We start from the raw sequence: 16,026 nt of genomic DNA on the forward strand, positions 1-16,026 counted from the left end.
GATGTCGGGTCGGGGATCAGTCGTGGCCCTTCACGTACAGGCGCAGCATGCGCTCCCACCACGGCCAGTCGTGGGCGAACCCCTTCCAGACGCGGAGCGCGTTGCCGATGCCCTTGTTCCAGAGCATGCCCGAGAACTCGTGGTTCTGCTCGATGTGGTAGTCCGTCTCCCCGATGGCGAGGATGATGTCCTGCTGCCGCAGCAGCGCGAGCCGCTCGGGGTCGTGCTCGTTGGGGATGAACTCGAACGGGTTCACCTGGTAGACGGTGCCGTCGCTGAAGCCGTTCGTCTGGTTGCGGATGTCGTACATCCCGCTCATGCCGATGATGCGCTTGACGATGTGCGGGTTCCGCAGCCCGAAGACCATCGCGTCGTAGGCGCCGAAGCTGGCGCCCGCGGTGATGAAGAAGTCGTTCGGATTCCGGTGGTAGCTGAGCGGCACCACCTCGTCGCGCAGGTAGGCGTCGTACTGCAGCTGCCGCCAGGCGCGCGCGCCGGGGTGCGCCTGCTTGGTGTACCAGCCGCCGTCGGTGTGCACCTGGTCCACGCAGTACATCTGCAGCCACCCGTTCTCCAGGTGGTCGCGCAGCACGAGGTGCATGCGGCGGTCCGGCCACTCGTGACAGGTGCCGTACGACGTCGGGAAGACGAGGAGCTTCGCGCCCGCGTGCCCGAAGACGAGCGTCTCCATCTCGCGGCCGAGGTTGGGGCTGTGCCAGCGATGGCGTTCGAAGTGCATTCAGGCGCCCAGGAGAAAGGGAATGGCCTTCTTGATCCGGCGGCCCCACGCCGCCTCGTTGTGCGCGGCGCCGACGGCGATCTTCACGCGCAGCGACTCGCCCTCCGCGTAGCCCTTCCGGACCAGCAGGTCGCGCAGCAGCCGCACGTTCATCACCGTGCGCACGCCCTCGTTCGTGCCGACGTCCAGCCAGATGCGCCCCGGCGGCGCCTCCGCCGCCTCCACGAACGGGAGGATCGCGCGCTTCCCGAACCAGAGCGCGGGGCTCAGCACCCCGCACGCCCCGAACGCGTGCGGCGCGCGGAAGAAGGCGTACAGCGACACCAGCCCGCCCATCGACGAGCCGAGGATCCCGGTGGACGCGGGCTCCGGCAGCGTGCGGAACTGCGCGTCGATCATCGGCTTCAGCGTGTGCAGCAGGAAGTCCACGTACAGGTCGGCCGCGCCGCCGCCGCCCACGCTCTCGTCGAAGAACGGCGAGTACTCGTCCAGCCGCGACCCGCCCATGTTCGACACGCCCACCACGATCGCCTCGAAGCCGAGGCGCGCCGCGGTCTGCATCGCGAGGTCCACGCGCCATGCGCCCGAGAAGCTGAGCGCGGGGTCGAACAGGTTCTGCCCGTCGTGCATGTACAGCACGGGATAGCGGCGGTCGCCCGCCGTGCCGTACGACGGCGGCAGGTACACGTAGACGTCGCGGCGGTTGTGCAGCTGCGGGCTGCGCACGTCGCGCAGCACGGCCAGGCTGCCCGGCAGCGCGACCGTGCGGCGGCGCAGGCGCGCCGGCCGCGCGGCCGATGCGGCCGCGCGCGCGACCGCCACGGTGCCGCGCGCGGGCGTGCGGCGCGAGGGCGTGCGAGCGCTCACCCGGCGTAGAGCTGCAGGTCCGTCCCCACCGCGTCCGCGATCGCGAACAGCGTCTCCTTGTCGGGGTGCCGCACGGTCACGTAGCCGTCGGAGATGAGCGTCAGCACCCAGTCGCGCCGCGGCGCGCCCACCGGCAGCAGGTCCACGTTCACGATCGCCGGTCCGAAGCGGCGCCGCAGCTCGTCCAGCCCCTCGATGTGGCGGATGCGCCCCTGCCCCTGCGCGCGCTTGAAGATGTTGGCGACGTAGTACTTCCGCTCCTGCGACTGCGAGAACGTGCCGTGCAGCTCCGCCTCGGCGTAGCCGGCGAACAGGTCGATGTCGCCGTTGAAGTTCATCAGGTCCACCGTGCGCGCGCCGGGCGGCCGCGCGCCGATCTCGCCGAAGACGACCTCGCCGTTGCTCTTGCGGTACCACTCCATGTGCGTGAAGCCGGTGTCGAACTCCAGCGCCTGCAGCACGTCGTGCCCGAGCTTGACGCCGTCCCTCACCCACGGCGTGTCGAGGTCGCGCAGCGACATCGTCTGTGGCGAGATCCACTCCTCCTGCCGCGCGATGAGCGGCCGCGGGCGGTAGTAGCCCACGTGCTCGTAGAGGATCTTCCCGTTCGCGCAGATGGTGTCGTAGGTGAACTCCTCGCCGTCGATGAACTCCTCGACGTTCACCTCGGGCACGTGCTCCATGCGCGCCAGCGCCTGCTCCAGCTCCTTCGCGTCGTCCACGCGGAAGGTGTCCATCGACCCCGCGCCGTCGATCGGCTTGATGATCGCCGGATAGCCGATCGCCTCGACGGCGTCGCGCACCTCCTGCGCGGTGGAGGCGCGGCGGTGGTACGGCACGCGCAGCCCGGCCTGCGCGACGGCCTGCTTCATCAGGTCCTTGTCGCGGAACTTGCGCGCCTGCTCCACGCCCATCCCCGGCACGCCGAGCGCCTCGCGCAGCTTCGCGGCGAGGATGACGCCGGGCTCCCAGAGGCAGATCACGCGGTCGAGCGACGGCGGCCCGCCCGGCCGCCCGACCCACCGCCTCACCGCCTCCACGGTCCCCGCCTCGTCGCGCAGCGACGACTGCAGGTAGCCGTCGAGGTGGCGCCGCGTCATCTCCGGCAGCTCGTGCGCGGCCACGTCGCTGAGGCCGTACACGTGGGCGCCCGCGCGCGCGAGGCCGCGCACGAACAGGGGCATCTCGTCGGGATAGCCGGGAGCCAGGAACAGGACAGTGGTCATGGATCGAGTGAGCGGAGGACGGAACGGGGTCGCGCGATACGACGGAGAACGGAGCGGCGGAGAACGATGAAGCGGAGGACGGAAGGGCGTGAGACAGTGAGGCGTGTGCTGCGAGCTCGAAGCGTCAGGTGAAGGTCCGCCCTTTCGTATCGCGCCCCATCGTCCTCCGCTTCATCGTCCTCCGCCGTTCCGTCCTCCGCATCAGCTCACCTCGACTCTCACGTTCTCGATGATCTCCTGCAGGGCGCGATTGACGATGGAGGTATCAGGGTGCCGGACGAGCACCCACCCATCCCCTTCGTACGTCGAGCGCGGCGGGGCGCCGAGCGGGGGAAGCTGCCAGTCGGTGGCGAGCGACCTCGTGGCGTCGGAGAGGCGGTCGAGACCGTGCACCGCGCGCACCACACCGCTGCCGTTCCCCTGCCCGCGCAGGTAGGCGATGCCCGCCGCGTACTTCCGCGTCGGCGGCGTGAACGTGCCGAACACCATCAGCTCCGCCCACGCGCGCACGAAGTCCGTGTCGGTCGCGCGCGAGACGAGCGTCGTGATCTGCGCGCCCGGCGGCCGCGCGCCCACCTCGCCGATCGCGACCGAGCCGTCGCGGCGGCGGAACCACTCCATGTGCGAGAGGCCCGTCGTCATCCCCAGCGCGCGCAGCGCGTCCGCGCCCACCTGGCGGATGTCGTCGAAGCGCGCGTCGTCCACCTCGCGCGGCAGCACCACGCACCACTGGATCCACGGGTTGCGCAGCACCTCCAGCGGGTTCGGGTAGTAGCGCGTGAGCGAGTGCCACACCGCGCGCCCGCCGATCGAGATCGTCTCCAGCGAGTGCTCGTCGCCGACGACGAACTCCTCCAGCAGCACCGGGCGCTCGGGCGAGGGCGGCGCGGCGTCGAGCGCGGCCGCCAGCTCGTGCGGGTCGTTGGCGCGGAAGGTCGCCTGCGAGCCCGCGCCCGCGGGCGGCTTGACCACCAGCGGGAAGCCCGTCGCCTGCGCGAACGCGTGCGCCTCCGCGGGCGTGCCGGCCAGCCCGTGCCGCGCGCACGGCAGCCCGGCGGCGCGCAGCACCTCCTTCATGCGCGCCTTGTCGCGGAAGTTGCGCGCGGCCTCGCTGCTGAGACCCGGGATGCCGAGCCGCTCGCGCTCCTCCGCCAGCGGGACCTGCAGCTGCTCGTAGGCGCCGAACAGCACGTCCGGGCGGCCGAGGCGCTGGATGAGCGCGTCGATCGCCCAGCGCAGCTGGCCGGGGTCGCACACGTCGTCAATGCGCCAGTGCGCGTGCAGCGCGCGGCGCGTCGCGTCGTCGGCCTGCTCGGCCGGATCCTGCGTGATGACGCCGAGCCGCACGTCGGGCAGGCTGCCGATCGCCCGCACCATGCGCGAGGCCGATTCGGAGAAGAGCGGTGCGGCGAACAGGACCGTGGGCACGTGAGCGAGCGCGGGAGAGACGGACGACCGCGACGCACGCAGCCCTCACCGCGCGCGCCGCGCACCGACTGCTTCGGCCAATGTAACCCGTCCGGCGTTCGCCACAGCCGCCGTCTGGCGGATGCGATGCGGGCTCGGGCGTGCGACGCGGCCGCGGACAAACAGACGCATGCGCCGGGCCCGCGCCCGACGCGGCTCAGAACGTCTTCACGCCGTCGCGTCGGACTCGCCGAGCCAGGCGCGCGTCGAGAAGCCGAGCCGCCACGCGACGGGCGCCAGCCGCTCGCGCACCTCGAGGCCGACGACGCCGCGCACGCGCGCGAGCATCGTCTGCGCGTCGGCCGGCACGCCGTTCCCCGTCGACTCGGCCAGGTCGGCGAGGCCGTGCACGCGCGCCTGCGCCGCCGGCGACGCGTCGAGCGCCAGCCGCTGCACCGCGCGCACGAGCGCCGCCTCCACCAGCGCGGCCAGCGTCGCCTCGCCGGCGGCCAGCAGCGCGCGCTCGTCGGGATCGAGCAGCCGGTGCACGACCGCGCGGCGCAGCGCCAGCTCCACCGCGTGGCGCGCGCGCTCCGGCACGTCCGAGAGCTTCACCGCGATCGCCAGCCCGCTCGGGATGCCGCGCACCTCCAGCGCGTGGCCGCCCTCGGGGCGCACGAGGATCGTGATCGCGCGCGGATCGACGTCCGCCATGCGGAAGGGCGCGCCCTCGGAGGCGCCGTTGTCCGTCGCCTCGCGCGCCGCGGCCGGCGAGCCGGCGGGGCCGGGCACGTCGACGCGCACCGCCAGCCGCGCGGTCGCACCCAGCCGGCGATCGGCGACGGTGACGACGGATTCGGCGAGGTTGCCGCCCGCGTCGTCCTCGACGGCGACGCGCCACGCGTCGGGCACCGCCGCCTCGCCCGCGAGGCCGACGGCGCGCACCGCGGCCCAGCCGGCGGCCACGCGCACGGCGGCCGGCAGCGCGGGGCGCGCGTGGCGCACGTAGAGGTCACCCGCGGTGCCGCCCGCGTTCGCGTCCGCCGCGTCGTCCAGCGGCACGTCGTCGAGCGCCTGCAGGAACGCGCGCTCCGCGGCCGGTCCGTGATGCGGCCCGCCCAGCGCCAGCGCGCGCGCCGCGTGGCGCAGCATCGTGCGCACCTCGGGGCGGTCGAGCAGGTCGCCGAACCACGCGCCGGAGGTGTTGAGGCGCAGCGACTCGCGCGCCATCTCCAGCAGCTCGCGCGCCCACACCGGGTCGCGCGTCTCGGGCACCGCGCCCACGCCGTCGGCCAGGTAGGCGTCGCGGACGGTCCAGGGATCGAGCCCGCGCTCGCCGAACAGCGCGGCGCCGTCGTGCGCGAAGCGCTGGTCGAGGGCGTGCTGCAGCGCGGTCACCGCGGCGCGCAGCGGCGCGCGCCAGCGCTGCGACGTGCTGGCGTCGGCGTGGCAGCCGCAGTCGCGCCGCCACCGCTCCACGCCGTGCGGGCAGCTCCACGAGCTGGGGCCCACGAGCGCGACGTCGTGCGCGGCCGGCCAGCGCGCGAGCAGGCTGGCGAAGTTCTCGACCTGCACGTGCGGGCGCGCGGCCGCGGCCTCCAGCATCGCCGCCAGCGCCATCTCGCCGAACGGATGGTGATGCCCGTACGTCTCGGCCACCGTCGCCACGCTCGCGACGCCGCCGGCATTCTCGCCTGCACCCGTCGCGTCCGCGGTCTCGTCGCCCGCCATGCGCCGCGCCCACGCGCGCCCGTCGCGCAGCAGCGGCCCGAACGCCACCGCGCGCGCCAGCGCGTCGTCGTACGCCATCAGCGCGATCTCGCGTCCGCCCGCGGTGCGGTAGCGCCCCGGCCGGCCGTCGGGCGGCAACGTGGTGAGCTGGTGCGGCGCGACGATCGTGAAGCGCATCCCGTGCTCCGCGAGCACGTCGAGCGTCTCGTCGTCGACGGCGGTCTCGGGGCACCACATGCCGTCGGGATCGCGGCCGAAGCGGCGGCGGAAGTCCGCGATCCCCCAGCGCACCTCGGTCACCTTGTCGCGGCGGGAGAGCAGCGGCAGGATCGCGTGGTCGTACGGATGCGCGAGCGCGTTGCCGAAGCCCAGGCGCGCGCGGCTCGCGCGGTCGGCGGCGACGAGCGCGGCGTAGGTCGCCGGCGCCTGGTCGGCCATCCACGCCAGCAGCGTGGGCGCGGCGTCGAAGCTCGCCTGCGCGAACGTCTCGACCACGCGGCGCACGCGCCCCTCGCCGTCGAGCACGCGCGCGGCGGCCAGCGCGCGGTAGCTCGTGCGCTCCACGCGCGCGGTCCAGTCGTGGTCGGGCGCCGCCTCGGGCTCGCGCTCGATCTCGCCCAGCCACGGGTCCTCGCGCGGCGGCTGGTAGAGGTGCAGGTGGACGACGATGCTGCGCAACGCGGGCCGGGCGTCAGGCCGTGGGGGCGACGACGGGCGCGCCGCCGGCGACCGCGTCCTGCATCACGCGCCGGTAGACCGCGAGGTAGCGCTCCTCGGAGCGCGCCCACCCGAAGTCGCGCGCCATCGCCTCGCGCATCATCGCCTGCCACGCCGCGCGGTCCTGCCAGGTGCGCAGCGCGCGGATCACGCCCGCGACGAACGCGCCCGCGTCGTACGCGCGGAAGATGAAGCCCGTCGCCCCGTGCTCCACCGTGTCGGCCAGCCCGCCGACCGCGCGCACCAGCGGCAGCGTGCCGTAGCGCTGCGCGCGCATCTGCGTCAGCCCGCACGGCTCGTACTGGCAGGGCATCAGCAGCACGTCGCCGCCGGCGATCAGCTGGTGCTCCTTCACGTCCGAGAACGCCGTGTCGACGCGGATGCGCTCGGGCGCGCGGGCCTCGCGCGCGCGCAGCGCGTCCTCGTAGCGCTGCTCGCCCGCGCCCAGGAAGATGAACTGCGCGTCGAGGTCGAAGAAGCCCGTGTCGGCCAGCAGGAGGTCGAGCCCCTTCTGCCACACGAGGCGCGCGCTCATGACGAAGATCGGCACGTCGGGGCGCTCGGGCAGCCGGTACATGCGCTGCAGCGCGAGCCGGCACTCGTGCTTGCCCGAGAGGTCGTCGCGCGAGTAGCGCGCGGCGATGCGCGGATCGCGCTCGGGATCCCAGATGTTCTGGTCGATCCCGTTCACGATCCCCGTGAAGCGGTCGCCGAGGGCGCGGAACGCGTCGTGGAGGCCGAAGCCGCCCGCGGGCGTGCGCAGCTCGGTGGCGTGGTTCGGGCTGACGGTGATGACCGCGTCGCTGAAGGCCAGGCCGCCCTTCAGCAGGTTGAGCTTCCCGTACCACTCCAGCTGCTGCCAGTTGAACACCTCCCACGGCAGGCCCAGATCGGGCACGGTGCCGGGATCGAAGTGGCCCTGGAAGCCCGCGTTGTGCACCGACAGGACGGTCGACACCTCGCGGTAGTACGGATGCGTCGCGTACCAGGTGCGCAGGTACGTCGGCGCGAGCGAGGCGTGCCAGTCGTGCGCGTGCAGCACCAGCGGCCCGATGGCGATGCGCGGCAGCGCCGCCAGCGCGGCGGCGCAGAAGAAGGCGTAGCGGCGCGCGTTGTCGCCGTAGTCGCCGCCCCCCTCGCCGTAGATGCCCGCGCGCTCGAAGTAGTAGTCGTTGGCGACGAAGTAGTGGCGCGGCCGCGTGCGCGTGCGCCGCTCCTCCGCGCCGTCGCGCGTGCTCACCGCGGGCACCGTGTAGAGCTGCGCGAGCTCGCGGCGGAAGCCCACCTGCACCTCGTACGGATCGCCGACGGGCACCAGCTCGGGCACGCGCGCGCGCGCCTGCCGGTAGAGCGGCATGACGATCGACGTCGAGAGCCCGGACGCCGCCTGATGCGCGGCGAGGCTCGCCACGGCCTCGCCGAGTCCACCGGTGCGCGCGTAGGGCGCGAGCTCGCCGGCGAGGTGCACCACGCCGACGGGCCGTCCGTCGCGCGCCTGCAGGGGGAATGCTTCCGGGGGCGCGGCGGCGGACTCCGGGGCGGCGAGCGGCATGGGGCGGCGACTTGAGGACGGGCGCGGCTGACGGGCGCACGCCGACCGCGCGCGCCGCCTGTCGACATTGTACACGACACGTGCCGGGCGCACGAGCGGCGCGCGCCTGCTCGCGCCTGCTCGCGCCCGTTCGTGCCTACTCGCGCGCGAGCCGCTTCAGCGTCACCTCGATCACGCCGTCCGCCGCGCGGGCGGTGCCGTACGTCGTCGTCGCCTGCGTCGGCTGCACGAAGCGCACGACCTGGACGTCCTGCACCGCGAGCGAGCGCAGGACGTCGGGCGCGCCGGCGAAGCTGCCGTCGATGTAGACGCTGAGCTCGGGAGCGCTGCCGTGCACCGCGTTCGGTCCCGGGCGCGGCCGGAAGAACAGCGGCCGCAGGCGCTCGATGGCGTTGAACACCGACGTCGCGTCACGCACCACCGCCAGCTCGCCGGCCCTCAGCTCGGCCATCGACCGCGCGCCGGGCGCGACCCGCCCGCCTCCGGCTCCGGTCGTCGCGCGCGCGCCGCCGCACGCGCCCACGCCCAGCGCGCACGCGGCGCCGAGCACCACTACCGGCCACGGCGCGCCCCGGCGCCTGGCCCCGTTCATCGCGGACATGCTGACCCTCCTGCCTGCCCATGCCGCCGGCGCCGCCCTCCCATCGCGGCGCTGCACGCCCGTGGCAAGGTTCAGGGGGCGGTGGCGGTCGCACGTCGCCGCCCGCGAGCGGACGCGGTGCCGGTCCGCGCCCGCGAGCCTCGGGTGCTTTCCGCGTGCCAGTGCGGCGCGCGACGCGCCGCTTGCCGTCAGGGGGTCGCGGGCGTCTCCGTGGCCGCGGCCTCGGTCGCCGACGGCTCCGCCGCGGGCGTCGCCGGACTCCCGCTCACCGGGATGCCACTCAGCAGATCGGGATCGGGCAGCGTGACGCCGGCCTTCGCGGCGCGGCGCTCCAGCGTCGCGCGGTCGCGCAGGGAGCGCAGCAGCGCGTCGGCCTCGCGGTTCTGCAGGTAGCGACCGCGCTCCCACCCCTCGACCATGCCCTTCGGCACGCCGTACAGCAGCTCGCCCACCTGCGCCGCCGTGAGGCCCAGCGACTCGCGCAGCTGGCGGATCTCCTTCGGGGCGAGCAGCTGGTGCGTGCTGCGGATGTGGTCCAGCGCGGCCTTCTCCGCCGCCTCGCGCTGCTCGACGGTGCGCTGCTCGTCGCCGCACTTGCTGCAGCGGTACATCCCGCGCTCGACCTCCGCGGTCATGCCGCTGAGGCGGATGGTGACGGTCTCGACGGCCTGCTGATAGCGGCCGCCGCAGAAGCGGTGGAGATGGTTGTCGAGCGAAGTGACCGACATGAGGCGGATGGACGACGGCGCGAAAACGGGGCACCGAAAGCTAACGACGGCGGAGGACGATGAGGCGGAGGACGGAACAGCGGGAAACGGAACGGCGTGAAACGGAAGAGCGGACCCTTCGAGCTCGAAGCTTCGAGCGTGGAAGGTCCGCCTTCTCGTCTCACGCCCTTCCGTCCTCCGCCTCATCGTCCTCCGCCGTTCCGTCCTCCCCCTCACTTAATCGCGTCCACTGCCCGCTCCAGCGCGCCGATGTCGGGCAGCCGTCCCTGCGCCAGCCGCGCCGACCCGCCCCCGCGCCCGCCGTGCGCCGCCAGCGCCGCGCGCAGCAGCGCGTTGGCGTCGCGATCCGAGTCCGCGGACGTCGCCACCAGCAGCGCCGCCGCGGGCGTGCGCGCCGCGCCCACGAACAGCGTGCGCGGCAGCGCCGTGATCGCGCGCGCGAGCGCCGTCAGCGACTCGACGCCCGCCCCGTCGTCGGCCCACCGCACCACGCGGCGCACGCCGTCGGCGTCGGGCACGGCGGCGTCCCAGTGCGCGCGCGCCTCGTGCGCCGCCAGCGACTCGCCCAGCAGTTCGACGCGGTCGCGCGCGGCGCGCAGCTGCTCGCCCTGTGCGCGCACGGCGGCCGGCGCCTCGTCCACCGCGGTCGAGAAGCCCGCGGCGACGGCCGACAGCGCGTCGTAGTCGGCGCGCGCGCGGCGCACGGCGCGCAGCCCGCACAGGAACTCGACCCGCGTCGCCTGGCGCACGCGCTCCACGCGGCGCAGCAGCACCGCGCCGATGCCGCCCGTCGCATCCATATGGGTGCCGCCGCACGCGCTCCGGTCCACGCCCGCGATCTCCACGATGCGGATGGTGCCCGTGCGCCCGCTCGGCTTCCGCAGCCCGGTGGCCGCCGCCGCGTCCTCGAACGTCACCTGCACCGGGCGGTTCTCCGCGACGAGCGCGTTGGCGCGCGCCTCGGCCGCCAGCAGCGCCTCGCGCGGCACCCGCTCCGCGCCCAGGTCCAGCGTCGACGACTCGGCGCCGAAGTGCACGCTCAGCGTCTCGTGGCCGAACAGGTCCGCGAAGACGGCCGAGAGGAGGTGCTGGCCGGTGTGCTGCTGCCGGTGGTCGAGGCGACGGGCGGCGTCCACGGTGCCCGCGACCTCGTCCCCCACCGCGGCCGACAGCGGCGCGGCCAGCACGTGCGCCACGCGGTCGTCCTCGTCGACCACGTCCACCACCGGCACGCCCGCGAGCGCGCCGAGGTCGTGCGGCTGGCCGCCGGAGGTCGGGTAGAGGGCCGTGCGATCCAGATACACGCGCCGCCCGTCGTCGGCCAGCTCGGCGACGCGGGCGGTGAACGAGAGCAGCGAGGCGTCCGTGTAGTAGAGGCGAGTGGTCATCCGACGAAACTACGCCGCGGGGGTGCGGGCTGCGGATCCTTACCCCGGAATGCATCGACGCACCCGAGCCGTTCGCCGTTGGGGAGGATACGGATGCTCCGGATCGGAACGGATCGTTCGGATCGCTCCGCGCGGACGCACGGAGCGTCGCCGCCACACGGAGCGATCCGAAGCATCCGCCATCATCCGAAGCATCCGCATCCTCACCAAGAGCCATGAGTGTCCGGCGCGCACAGGGCCCGAACAACGACAAGCCAGGATGACGAAGAGGCTCCGCACCGGCGCATCGAACGTCGCGCCGCGCGGAGCCTCCTGGTTCATCCGGTCTTCTTGCAGTCGTCGTTCAGACCCGCAGCCCGCAGCCGGGGTCAGGCCGCCCGCTTCGGGGAGCGAACCGCGGTGACGGAGGCGACGCGCTCGCGCAGCCGCTGCATCACCTGCCCCACGCCCGCGACGACGCGCGGGTCGCCCTCGCGCAGCAGCGCCGCGAGGATGTGCTTACACAGCGCCTCGCGCCACAGGTGGTCGCCGCAGTCGCAGCGCGGGTGCGCGGCGCTCCACAGGTCCACCCAGTGCTCGTGGGCGCCGCCCTTCACGCGGTAGCGGCCCTGCCCCACCCGCTCGGCCGCCAGCTCCAGCGCGCGCTCCAGGCGGTCGAGGTCCAGTCCGCCCGCGGCGGCGAGGTCGAACATCAGCGCCGGCACGGCGCGGGTCTCCCCCGGAACGGGGGGCAGGACGGGCACGTTCATCCAGGCATTCATCATCCGTATCCCTTCTCTCAAGTCCAATCCGGTCAAGCGTTTTCGTGTCGTTGATACCCCCCGTCCCCGGCCAGGTTCGCGCTCCGGCGGGTCCGGCACAGCCGGGGCACGAGGGGTGCAAGGCCCCGCCGGGCACGCCGGCCCGCGGGGCGTCCCGTCCCCGGCCGCCCCTGGCCCGAGAGGAGCCCGATCCATGCGCACGATTCGTCGTCTCGCCCTCGCTGGCGCCGCCCTCGTGGCCGGCGCCGTTTCCGCGTCCGCCCAGGAGACCCCGACCGGGGTGCAGCCGTACCGTTTCACCGTCGAGGGCTACCTGGCCAACTACTGGCTCGACCGCGGCGGGGACCTCGACCGGGCGAGCGTCGGTGGCTACGGCGTTCGCGCGATGTTCAACCGCAGCACGCCGGCCGCGGTCGCGCGGAGCTTCTTCAACCGCGCCAGCGTCGGCGCCTACGCGACCTTCACCGCCGAGCAGGACCGGGTCTCGACCCAGAACCTCGGCGTCGAGGTGGACGTGGCGCTCTTCCCGACGGCGATCGCGGCCGGTCGCCTCGACCCCTTCGTCTCCCTGGGTGCCGGCGTCCTGCGCAGCAAGGCCGAGCAGGCGAGCGGCGGCGACGTCACGACGACGGACTTCACGATCATCCCCGCCGCCGGCACGCGCATCCCGCTGTTCAGCGGGATCGGCTTCCGCGGCGACCTGCGGCTGCCGGTGGTCTTCTCGGACGGCGACACGCGCCTGCACTTCCTGGCCGAGGGCGGCCTCTACGTCAGCTTCTGAGCGGACGGCATGGATACGGAAGGGCGGGCCGCCTCACGGTGGCCCGCCCTTCGCACGTCCCCACCCCGTCCTCCGGCCGCGCGGCCGCTCCGCGCGCCGGTCCCGTTACTCTTCGGCGCGCCTGGCGGTCGCGCGCCACCTCCGGAGGCCCGCGATGCACCCGCAACCGTCCACGCCGGACCCCGTGCCGGCGGACCCCGCGTCCGCCCAGACGCGCGCCCACCGACCGACCGCCGCCGACTCCGAGCCGCACCCGGCGGACCCGGCGCACGACCTCTCCGACTCGCCCGCCCATGCCCGCTCGCCCGACGCCTACACCGAGGAGCCCGGCAGCCACCGGCGCGGCCCGGATGGCCCCGCCCTCGACGTCGGCGGCTGACGCCCGCTCCCGCGCGGCGGCGCTGGCCCTGGTCGCCGCGCTCTCCACCCTCGCCGGCTGCGCCGACCGCGAGAAGGCGCGGGCCGACTCGGCCGCCATCGCGGCGACGCTGGCCCCGCCGCCGGGCGCCCCGCCCGCGTCCGACTGTCCCAAGGACGGCCGGTGGCGGACCTGCAGCATCACCAAGCGGCTCACGGACGCGGGGCTCATCCCCCACCAGCTCCCGGACACGACGCGCGTCCCCTTCCTGACGCCCGCCGGGGCCAGCTGGACGGTGTCGAAGGTGGACCTCCGCGTCTTCCTGTACGACAGCGTGGCGCAGGCCGACCGCGAAGCGCAGGCGCTCGACCCCATCCGGGTGGCGCCGCGCGGGGGCAGCTACGCCTGGCCGGCGCCGGCGACGCTCGTGCACTCGGGCAACTTGATCGCCGTGCTCCTGTCGGAGAACGCGCGGCAGGTGGAGCGCGTCCAGCTGGCGCTGGAGGCGGGCCCGCCCCAGCCGGAGGGCCCGGCAGTGGCCCAGCCGCTACCCCCGTCGGCGTCCCACTGAGCCCCAGCGGCGCTGAGCGTCCCGAAGTTCGTGCATTTTCTGCACTCGGACGCCCCTGAATGGCACGCTCGACCAGAGGATCGTGCGGAATGCGAGCTCAGGATTGCATTTCTTGCACGGGAATTGGTACGTTACGCGCACAGCGGCCGGGCCGTCCCCCCGGCAGCGCTGTTCCCGCCGCCCACCTGCTCCCGGAGTCCGTTCCCGATGGCTTCGACCCCCGTCACGCCGCGCAAGGTCGCGCTGCGCGAGCTCGCCTCTGCCCGGCCCACCGTCCGCGCCGCCCTGAACGGCGACCACCAGGCGCCCGCGCACACCTCGCAGTACTTCGGCGTGAACACCTTCGGCGCGCGCCAGATGCGCGACAAGCTGCCGAAGAAGGTGTTCCAGAAGCTCCAGGCCACGATCCGGCTGGGCAAGAAGCTCGACGCCGACATCGCGCCCGCGGTGGCCGAGGCGATCCAGGCGTGGGCGCTGTCGCGCGGGGTGACGCACTTCACGCACTGGTTCCAGCCGCAGACCGGGCTCACGGCCGAGAAGCACGACGCCTTCCTCTCGTTCGACGACGAGGGGCAGCCGATCGAGAGCTTCAGCGCCGCGCAGCTGATCCAGAGCGAGCCGGACGCGTCGAGCTTCCCGTCGGGCGGCCTCCGCGCGACGTGGGAGGCGCGCGGCTACACGGCGTGGAACCCGGCCAGCCCGGTGTTCATCGTCGAGGGCCCGGGGACGCGCACGCTCTGCATCCCGTCCGTCTTCATCGGCTACAACGGCGAGGCGCTGGACGAGATGACGCCGCTGCTCCGCAGCTCGGACGTCCTCTCCGAGAAGGCGATCGCGCTGCTCGAGCTGATGGGCGACACGGGCATCCAGCGCGTGATCACGACGCTCGGCGCCGAGCAGGAGTACTTCCTCGTCGACCGCGTGCAGTTCGCGCTGCGCCCCGACCTCGTGATGGCGGGCCGCACGCTGATCGGCGCGCCGCCGCCGCGCGGGCAGCAGCTCGAGGACCACTACTTCGGCGGGATCCCGGAGCGCATCCAGGCCTGCATCGCCGAGGTCGAGCACGAGCTGTACAAGCTCGGCGTGCCGATCGTGACGCGGCACAACGAGGTCGCGCCGTCGCAGTTCGAGATGGCGCCGCGCTTCACCGAGACGGACCTCGCGACGGACCACAACCAGCTCGTGATGGCGGTGCTGCGGAAGGTCGCGCTGCGCCACGGGCTGCAGGCCGTCCTGCACGAGAAGCCGTTCGCCGGCATCAACGGCAGCGGCAAGCACTGCAACTGGTCGCTCTCGATCGCCGCCGACAACGCGGAGATCGACGGCTTCAACCTGCTGAAGCCCGGCAAGACGCCGCACCAGAACGTCCGCTTCCTGATCTTCCTGGCGGCGGTGCTGCAGGCCGTGCACAAGCACCAGGGGCTGCTGCGCGCCGGCATCGCGACCGCGGGCAACGAGCACCGCCTCGGCGCCAACGAGGCGCCGCCGGCGATCATCTCGGTGTTCATGGGTCGGACGCTGACGCAGATGATCGAGGACATCGCCGGCTCCAAGGCCGGCCAGCAGCACGCCGCGCAGGAGCTGATCCAGCTCGGCGTCGCCAAGCTGCCGGAGATCGAGAAGGACAACACGGACCGCAACCGCACGTCGCCGTTCGCGTTCACGGGCAACAAGTTCGAGTTCCGCGCGGTGGGCTCGTCGCAGAGCATCGCCTTCCCGGTGATGCTGCTCAACGCCGCGGTGGCCGAGGCGATCGAGGACCTGACGGGCAAGCTGCGCGCGGAGCTGGCGAAGACGAAGCCGGTGGACGACGCGGTGATGAACGTGGTGCGCGAGTCGTTCAAGGCGTCGAGCACGATCCGCTTCGAGGGCAACGGCTACTCGGACGAGTGGGTGACCGAGGCCGAGGGGCGCGGGCTGAAGAACCTGCGCCGCACGCCCGAGGCGCTGAAGGAGCTGGAGGCGCCGGCGGTGCAGGCGCTCTTCCGCAGCCTCGGCATCCTCAGCGACGCGGAGCTGGAGAGCCGCTACCACGTGCGCGTCGAGCGCTACGTGAAGGACATGCTGATCGAGCTGCACACGCTGGCGCAGATGCTCGACACGATCGTGCTGCCGGCGGGCTACGGCTACGCGAACGCGCTGGCGCAGGGCGCGGCGCACGCGAAGGCGGCGGGGATCGCGCAGGTGCCGCAGGTCGCGGCGGCCGAGCGCGTGGGGAAGGTGCTGGGCGAGCTCGACGCGGCGCGCACGACGCTGCTGGCCGTGATCGATCGGGCGGAGCACTCGCACGGGGATCCGAGCGCGTGCGCGCGCCTGCTGACGGGCGAGGGCGCCGACGCGATGGCGGCGGTGCGCGCGGCGAGCGACGCGCTGGAGCTGCTGGTGCCGGACGACCAGTGGCCGCTGCCGAAGTACCGCGAGATGCTGTTCGCGGTCTGATCGTACGGACGAACCCGGCACGAACGGGAAGGCGGGCTCCGAACACCGGAGCCCGCCTTCGACGTTTCCTGAACACGGTTTCATGCCAACTGTTCGATGCGTGCACGATGCGGCGGCTCCCGATTTGCGAAGGCCCGGCGCCCCGAGCCACGCGCGGTGT

General features: G+C 73.7%; 14 protein-coding genes. 4 read left to right on the plus strand and 10 right to left on the minus strand.

Annotated elements, in window-relative coordinates; genetic code table 11:
- Positions 1 to 16: 16 nt before the first annotated feature.
- The 10 genes from rosag_RS10195 to rosag_RS10240 all read right to left on the minus strand — a co-directional run bounded on the left by rosag_RS10195 (position 17) and on the right by rosag_RS10240 (position 11,699).
- The gene (locus rosag_RS10195; RefSeq protein WP_284350004.1) at positions 17 to 739 is read right to left on the minus strand and encodes an esterase family protein; all 723 of its coding nucleotides are present in this window, start codon (positions 737 to 739) and stop codon (positions 17 to 19) included.
- Complete coding sequence (locus rosag_RS10200; protein WP_284350005.1) at positions 740 to 1,606, minus strand: alpha/beta hydrolase; 867 nt, start codon at positions 1,604 to 1,606, stop codon at positions 740 to 742.
- Positions 1,603 to 2,832, minus strand: a complete 1,230-nt coding sequence (locus rosag_RS10205; protein ID WP_284350006.1) for an ATP-grasp domain-containing protein — start codon at positions 2,830 to 2,832, stop codon at positions 1,603 to 1,605. Before rosag_RS10205 ends, rosag_RS10200 begins: the two co-directional genes overlap by 4 nt.
- A gap of 201 nt (positions 2,833 to 3,033) precedes the next feature.
- Positions 3,034 to 4,260 carry an ATP-grasp domain-containing protein gene (locus rosag_RS10210; protein ID WP_284350007.1) on the minus strand — a complete coding sequence of 409 codons (1,227 nt, stop codon included), beginning with the start codon at positions 4,258 to 4,260 and terminating at the stop codon, positions 3,034 to 3,036.
- A gap of 207 nt (positions 4,261 to 4,467) precedes the next feature.
- Complete coding sequence (locus rosag_RS10215) at positions 4,468 to 6,648, minus strand: DUF3536 domain-containing protein (RefSeq protein ID WP_284350009.1); 2,181 nt, start codon at positions 6,646 to 6,648, stop codon at positions 4,468 to 4,470.
- A 13-nt stretch (positions 6,649 to 6,661) separates the two neighbouring features.
- Entirely contained in the window at positions 6,662 to 8,239 is a 1,578-nt protein-coding gene (locus rosag_RS10220; protein WP_284350010.1) for a glycogen synthase, read from the minus strand.
- A 136-nt stretch (positions 8,240 to 8,375) separates the two neighbouring features.
- The gene (locus rosag_RS10225; protein ID WP_284350011.1) at positions 8,376 to 8,840 is read right to left on the minus strand and encodes a hypothetical protein; all 465 of its coding nucleotides are present in this window, start codon (positions 8,838 to 8,840) and stop codon (positions 8,376 to 8,378) included.
- 188 nt (positions 8,841 to 9,028) lie between these two features.
- Complete coding sequence (locus tag rosag_RS10230; RefSeq protein WP_284350012.1) at positions 9,029 to 9,568, minus strand: type II TA system antitoxin MqsA family protein; 540 nt, start codon at positions 9,566 to 9,568, stop codon at positions 9,029 to 9,031.
- A gap of 212 nt (positions 9,569 to 9,780) precedes the next feature.
- Positions 9,781 to 10,956 (minus strand): DHHA1 domain-containing protein, encoded by a 1,176-nt coding sequence (locus rosag_RS10235; protein ID WP_284350013.1) that lies wholly within the window; start codon positions 10,954 to 10,956, stop codon positions 9,781 to 9,783.
- Positions 10,957 to 11,324: 368 nt separating this feature from the next.
- Positions 11,325 to 11,699 carry an SWIM zinc finger family protein gene (locus tag rosag_RS10240; RefSeq protein WP_284350014.1) on the minus strand — a complete coding sequence of 125 codons (375 nt, stop codon included), beginning with the start codon at positions 11,697 to 11,699 and terminating at the stop codon, positions 11,325 to 11,327.
- A gap of 211 nt (positions 11,700 to 11,910) precedes the next feature.
- Here rosag_RS10240 and rosag_RS10245 point away from each other — a divergent pair, with 211 nt between their 5' ends.
- The 4 genes from rosag_RS10245 to rosag_RS10260 all read left to right on the plus strand — a co-directional run bounded on the left by rosag_RS10245 (position 11,911) and on the right by rosag_RS10260 (position 15,866).
- Positions 11,911 to 12,498, plus strand: coding sequence for a hypothetical protein (locus rosag_RS10245; RefSeq protein ID WP_284350015.1), 588 nt, complete (start codon positions 11,911 to 11,913; stop codon positions 12,496 to 12,498).
- Positions 12,499 to 12,652: 154 nt separating this feature from the next.
- On the plus strand, positions 12,653 to 12,877 hold the full coding sequence (locus rosag_RS10250) for a hypothetical protein (protein ID WP_284350016.1): 225 nt from the start codon (positions 12,653 to 12,655) through the stop codon (positions 12,875 to 12,877).
- Positions 12,849 to 13,427: a hypothetical protein gene (locus rosag_RS10255; protein ID WP_284350017.1), complete on the plus strand. Its 579-nt coding sequence runs from the start codon at positions 12,849 to 12,851 to the stop codon at positions 13,425 to 13,427. Before rosag_RS10250 ends, rosag_RS10255 begins: the two co-directional genes overlap by 29 nt.
- A 207-nt stretch (positions 13,428 to 13,634) precedes the next feature.
- The gene (locus rosag_RS10260) at positions 13,635 to 15,866 is read left to right on the plus strand and encodes a glutamine synthetase III family protein (protein WP_284350018.1); all 2,232 of its coding nucleotides are present in this window, start codon (positions 13,635 to 13,637) and stop codon (positions 15,864 to 15,866) included.
- The last annotated feature ends 160 nt before the right edge of the window (positions 15,867 to 16,026 follow it).

It is taken from the genome of Roseisolibacter agri (assembly GCF_030159095.1).
In the GTDB taxonomy this organism is placed as follows: Bacteria; Gemmatimonadota; Gemmatimonadetes; order Gemmatimonadales; family Gemmatimonadaceae; genus Roseisolibacter; species Roseisolibacter agri.

Bases quoted from the DNA above. Each gene is read 5' to 3' on its own strand.
- rosag_RS10195 (WP_284350004.1), bottom strand. From the start codon at position 739: ATGCACTTCGAACGCCATCGCTGGCACAGCCCCAACCTCGGCCGCGAG.
- rosag_RS10205 (WP_284350006.1), bottom strand. From the start codon at position 2,832: ATGACCACTGTCCTGTTCCTGGCTCCCGGCTATCCCGACGAGATGCCC.
- rosag_RS10220 (WP_284350010.1), bottom strand. From the start codon at position 8,239: ATGCCGCTCGCCGCCCCGGAGTCCGCCGCCGCGCCCCCGGAAGCATTC.
- rosag_RS10225 (WP_284350011.1), bottom strand. From the start codon at position 8,840: ATGTCCGCGATGAACGGGGCCAGGCGCCGGGGCGCGCCGTGGCCGGTA.
- rosag_RS10230 (WP_284350012.1), bottom strand. From the start codon at position 9,568: ATGTCGGTCACTTCGCTCGACAACCATCTCCACCGCTTCTGCGGCGGC.
- rosag_RS10235 (WP_284350013.1), bottom strand. From the start codon at position 10,956: ATGACCACTCGCCTCTACTACACGGACGCCTCGCTGCTCTCGTTCACC.
- rosag_RS10245 (WP_284350015.1), top strand. From the start codon at position 11,911: ATGCGCACGATTCGTCGTCTCGCCCTCGCTGGCGCCGCCCTCGTGGCC.
- rosag_RS10250 (WP_284350016.1), top strand. From the start codon at position 12,653: ATGCACCCGCAACCGTCCACGCCGGACCCCGTGCCGGCGGACCCCGCG.
- rosag_RS10255 (WP_284350017.1), top strand. From the start codon at position 12,849: ATGGCCCCGCCCTCGACGTCGGCGGCTGACGCCCGCTCCCGCGCGGCG.
- rosag_RS10260 (WP_284350018.1), top strand. From the start codon at position 13,635: ATGGCTTCGACCCCCGTCACGCCGCGCAAGGTCGCGCTGCGCGAGCTC.